The organism is Paracoccus sp. UBA889 (assembly GCA_002294185.1).
Taxonomy (GTDB): domain Bacteria; phylum Pseudomonadota; class Alphaproteobacteria; order Rhodobacterales; family Rhodobacteraceae; genus Paracoccus.
Genome location: DBFD01000036.1, coordinates 1 through 4,640 on the forward strand (window position 1 = coordinate 1; position 4,640 = coordinate 4,640).

Annotated in this window: 3 protein-coding genes; 1 reads left to right on the plus strand and 2 read right to left on the minus strand. The window is 64.2% G+C overall.

Annotated features, from left to right (window positions below):
• Nucleotides 1-1,302 (plus strand): chaperonin GroEL (groL, locus tag B4L36_RS06165; protein WP_292953927.1); only part of this gene is annotated, 1,302 nt, incomplete at its 5' end.
• A 96-nt stretch (nt 1,303-1,398) separates the two neighbouring features.
• Here groL and B4L36_RS06170 read toward each other — a convergent pair.
• Nucleotides 1,399-2,934 carry a Ppx/GppA family phosphatase gene (locus B4L36_RS06170; protein WP_292953930.1) on the minus strand — a complete coding sequence of 512 codons (1,536 nt, stop codon included), beginning with the start codon at nt 2,932-2,934 and terminating at the stop codon, nt 1,399-1,401.
• 56 nt (nt 2,935-2,990) lie between these two features.
• A partial coding sequence (locus B4L36_RS06175) for an RNA degradosome polyphosphate kinase (protein ID WP_292953933.1) occupies nt 2,991-4,640 on the minus strand: 1,650 nt, incomplete at its 5' end.

Consider the following 4,640-nt stretch of genomic DNA (forward strand, 5'->3'; position numbering starts at 1 on the left):
AAGCGCGGCATCGACCTGGCCACCACCAAGGTCGTCGAAGCCATCAAGGCCGCCTCGCGTCCGGTCAACGACAGCGACGAAGTCGCGCAGGTCGGCACCATCTCGGCCAACGGCGAAGCGTCGATCGGCCGCCAGATCGCCGACGCGATGCAGAAGGTCGGCAACGAGGGTGTCATCACCGTCGAAGAAAACAAGGGCATGGAGACCGAGGTCGAAGTCGTCGAAGGGATGCAGTTCGACCGTGGCTATCTGTCGCCCTATTTCGTGACCAACCCCGACAAGATGGTCGCCGAACTGGAAGATTGCTACATCCTGCTGCACGAGAAGAAGCTGTCCTCGTTGCAGCCCATGGTTCCGCTGCTGGAATCGGTGATCCAGTCGCAGAAACCGCTGCTGATCGTGGCCGAAGACGTCGAAGGCGAGGCTCTGGCCACGCTGGTCGTCAACAAGCTGCGCGGCGGCCTGAAGATCGCTGCCGTCAAGGCGCCGGGCTTCGGCGACCGGCGCAAGGCCATGCTGCAGGATCTCGCGATCCTGACCGGCGGCCAGGTGATCAGCGAAGATCTGGGCATGAAGCTGGAAAACGTGACCATCGACATGCTGGGCACGGCCAAAAAGATCACGATCAACAAGGACAACACCACCATCGTCGATGGCGCCGGTGAAAAGTCCGAGATCGAGGCCCGCGTCAGCCAGATCCGCCAGCAGATCGAGGAAACCACCTCGGATTACGACAAGGAAAAACTGCAGGAACGCGTGGCCAAGCTGGCCGGCGGTGTTGCCGTGATCCGCGTCGGCGGCATGAGCGAAGTCGAAGTGAAAGAGCGCAAGGACCGTGTCGATGACGCGCTGAACGCGACCCGCGCGGCCGTTCAGGAAGGTGTCGTCGTCGGCGGCGGTGTGGCCCTGGTTCAGGGTGGCAAGGCGCTGGAAGGCCTGAAGGGCGAGAACTCGGATCAGGAAGCCGGCATCGGCATCGTGCGCCGTGCGCTTGAGGCACCGATGCGGCAGATCGCGGAAAACGCCGGCGTCGACGGCGCTGTCGTGGCGGGCAAGGTGCGCGAATCCAGCGACAAGGCCTTTGGCTTCAACGCGCAGACCGAGGAATATGGCGACATGTTCAAGTTCGGCGTGATCGATCCGGCCAAGGTCGTGCGCACCGCACTGGAAGACGCTTCCTCGGTCGCGGGTCTGCTGATCACCACCGAAGCCATGATCGCCGAAAAGCCCGAACCGAAAGGCCAGGGCGGTGGCGGAATGCCCGACATGGGCGGCATGGGTGGCATGGGCGGCATGATGTAATCATCCCCCCTGCCCTTGGCAGAACGGAAAGGGCGTCCTTCGGGACGCCCTTTTTCATTGCGGTGCTGCAGCCCCGGGCCGCGAAACGGCGCCGTCTCAATCCTTGACCAGAGGCTCCACCGCCATGGCATTGCACAGCGATTTGAAACGGGAATGGGCGACCTCGCCCATCAATTGCCGCCCGGTCCGGGTCAGCGTCAGTTCCAGCACCGATTTCCTGGCGGCAAGCTTCAAGCTGCCGGCGTCGGAAGGATCGTCGATCGAGAACATCGCGCCGAATCGCATCGCCTTGCCCAGGATTTCGGCGTCGCGGATTTCCGCCTCGCTCAGCAGGGCAAACAGCGGCAGCATCGGCGATTTCGACCGGCTGTTCTTGTAGCGATGCAGCAGGGCCAGACCCAGAAACACGCGCTCGGGATGGCTCAGCGCGGCCATGTTCGCACGGGTCACGTTGTCGAAACAGGCCTCGGCGCGGTAGTCGGGATGGGCGCGCCAGGTCGTGTCGTGCAGCAGGCAGGCCGCGCGGATCAGGCGCTCGCGATCGGCCGGCACCCGGCCGAAGATCGGCAGCAGGAACTGATACAGCTTCTTGCCGAAGCCCGGCATCCGCGCCATCTGGCGTTCGGTGAAGCGGGCCGCCTCGATCAGCGGATCACGCTTGCGCAGCGTGTCGGACATATGCTCGTAGAGCAGCCCCTCGCGGATGCCGTAGCTGCTGATCGCCAGATCGGCGGGGCCGAAGGTCTCGACCAGTTCCGACAGCACCTGCGAGGCCAGCGGCACCAGTTCCATTCGCGAAGACGAGATCCCGACCCGGCCGCGCAATTCGTTCAAATCGTTCGCCCCGATCCAGTCCAGCGTGTCCGCGACCGCCTGCGGCGTCATGCGATATTCGTGCAGCACCGTCATCGGATAATCGGAACGTTCCATGTCCAGCCGCGCAATGGCCCGCCAGGATCCGCCGACCAGATAGATCCGCTGGTGATCCGTGCCCATCCGTTGCGCCAGATCGGCCATGATCGAACGGATGTGGGCTTTCAGCCCGTCCTTGCCGCCCTTGATCTGTTGCAGCCGGAACGGCCCCAGTTGCGAGGTCGCCCGCCGTCCGACCTTGCCGTCCTTCAGTTCCGCCAGTTCCATGGAATTGCCGCCGATGTCGCAGACCAGCCCGTTCGCGCCGGGCCAGCCCAGCAGCACGCCCTGCGCGGACAGACGGGCTTCTTCCTCGCCGTCGATGACCCACATCCTGATGCCGGTCTCGCGTTCGATTCGCGCCTGAAAGTCGGGTCCGTCCTCGGCCTCGCGCACGGCGGCGGTGGCGACGCAGGTCAGCGGCTCGATATCCATGCCCTTGGCCAGCGCGGCAAACCGGCTGAGCGCGGCAAAGCCACGCTCGACGCCCGCCGGGTTCAGGCGCCCGGTCGAGGCCATCTCGGCCCCCAGACCGGCCATGACCTTTTCATTGTAGAAATAGGCGGGCGAACGCGCGGCACCGTCAAACACCACCAGACGGATCGAGTTCGAACCGACATCGACCACGCCGACCCGTTTCAACGCCCGTTTGGGAAGTGTGTCGAACATCTTGCCGAAAGGCTCGATCTGCCGGCCGGTATTGGTCCGCACGCCGTTCATTCCCAGGCCCCCTGCTTGCGCATTGGCCCCGTTAATGGCCCGTGATGGCGTCCCGGTCAATCCGGCGAATGGGTCAGCGCCGGAACGTCGCGCGCGCCCGCCGTGCCGCGTCCTGAAAGCGAGGGGTTTTCCATGAAGAACCGGTGGCAGTTGAACAGATCATCGCGCCCATCGGGCAGATAGCGCACGAAACGCCCGTCGGGTTGCAGCAGCCAGCTTTGCGCCTCGTCGGCCATGTTGGCGGCCATGACCTGGCTGACGATCTGCGCCTTGACCGTCTCGTTGACGCATTCGACCAGCGTTTCGACGCGCCGGTTCAGGTTGCGGTCCATCAGGTCGGCCGAACTGATGAACACCCGCGCCTTTTTCGACGGCAGGCCAAAGCCGTTGCCGAAACAGATGATGCGGGAATGTTCCAGATAGCGGCCGACAATGGATTTCACGCGAATATTTTCAGACAAGCCACTGATACCTGGCCTTATTCCGCAAATTCCGCGTACGACGAGGCTGATCTTGACCCCCGCCGCGCTGGCCGCGTAGAGCGATTCGATCATGTCCTTTTCGATCAGCGAATTGGCCTTGCACCAGATCGCGGCGGGTCGTCCGGCCCGGGCCATCTCGGCCTCGCGCGCGATCAGTTCCAGCAGCCGGTCTTTCAGCCCGATGGGCGAGATGGCAAGGTTTTCCAGCCCCGCCGGCTGAACATAGCCCGAGAGATAGTTGAAGACCCGCGTCGCATCCCGGCCCAGGGCCGGATCGCAGGTGAACAGCGACAGATCGGTATAGATTCGCGCCGTGATCGGGTGGTAGTTGCCGGTCCCGTAATGGGTATAGGTGACCAGGCTTTCGCCCTCGCGCCGGACGATGGCGCTGATCTTGGCGTGGGTCTTGTAGTTCACGAAGCCGTAGACGACATGGGCGCCGGCCCGCTCCAGGCGCCGCGACTGGCGGATATTGGCGGCCTCGTCGAAGCGGGCCTTCAATTCGACCAGCGCGGTCACCGACTTGCCCGCCTCGGCGGCCTCGCAAAGCGCATCGACGATCGGACTGTCACGGCTGGTGCGATACAGGGTCTGCTTGATCGCCAGCACGTCAGGGTCGCGCGCCGCCTGCTGCAGGAAACGCACCACCATGTCGAAGGTCTCGTAGGGATGCTGCAGCAGCATGTCCTTTTGCCGGATCGCGGCGAACATGTCGCCGTGGTGATCCTGCACCCGTTCCGGCACACGAGGGGTGAAGCCGGGCCATAACAGGTCGCGACGATCATCCAGCACCAGTTCGCGCAGATCGGCCATCCCCAGAAGGCCCTCGACCTCGATCACCTCGTCGGGGCCGACTTCCAGTTCCTCCATGATCAGCCGCCGCAGCCGGTCGGGCGCGCCATGGGTGATCTTCAGCCGGATCACGCTGCCGCGGCGGCGGCGTTTCAGCGCGGTCTCGAATTCACGGACCAGATCCTCGGCCTCTTCCTCGACCTCCAGATCGCTGTCGCGCAAGACCCGGAAGGCGCAATGGCCGATATCGCGATAGCCGGGAAAGAGACTGCCGAGATGCATCAGCAGCAATTCCTCGAGCCGCAGGAATCGCCCGCCCCCCGGCAGCGGAACGAAGCGAGGAAGCTGGGCCGGGATCGGCAGCAGGGCCTGCATCTGACGTCCATCCGTCTGCCGGGCCAGTTCCAGCGCCAGCGAGAAGCCGGTATTGGG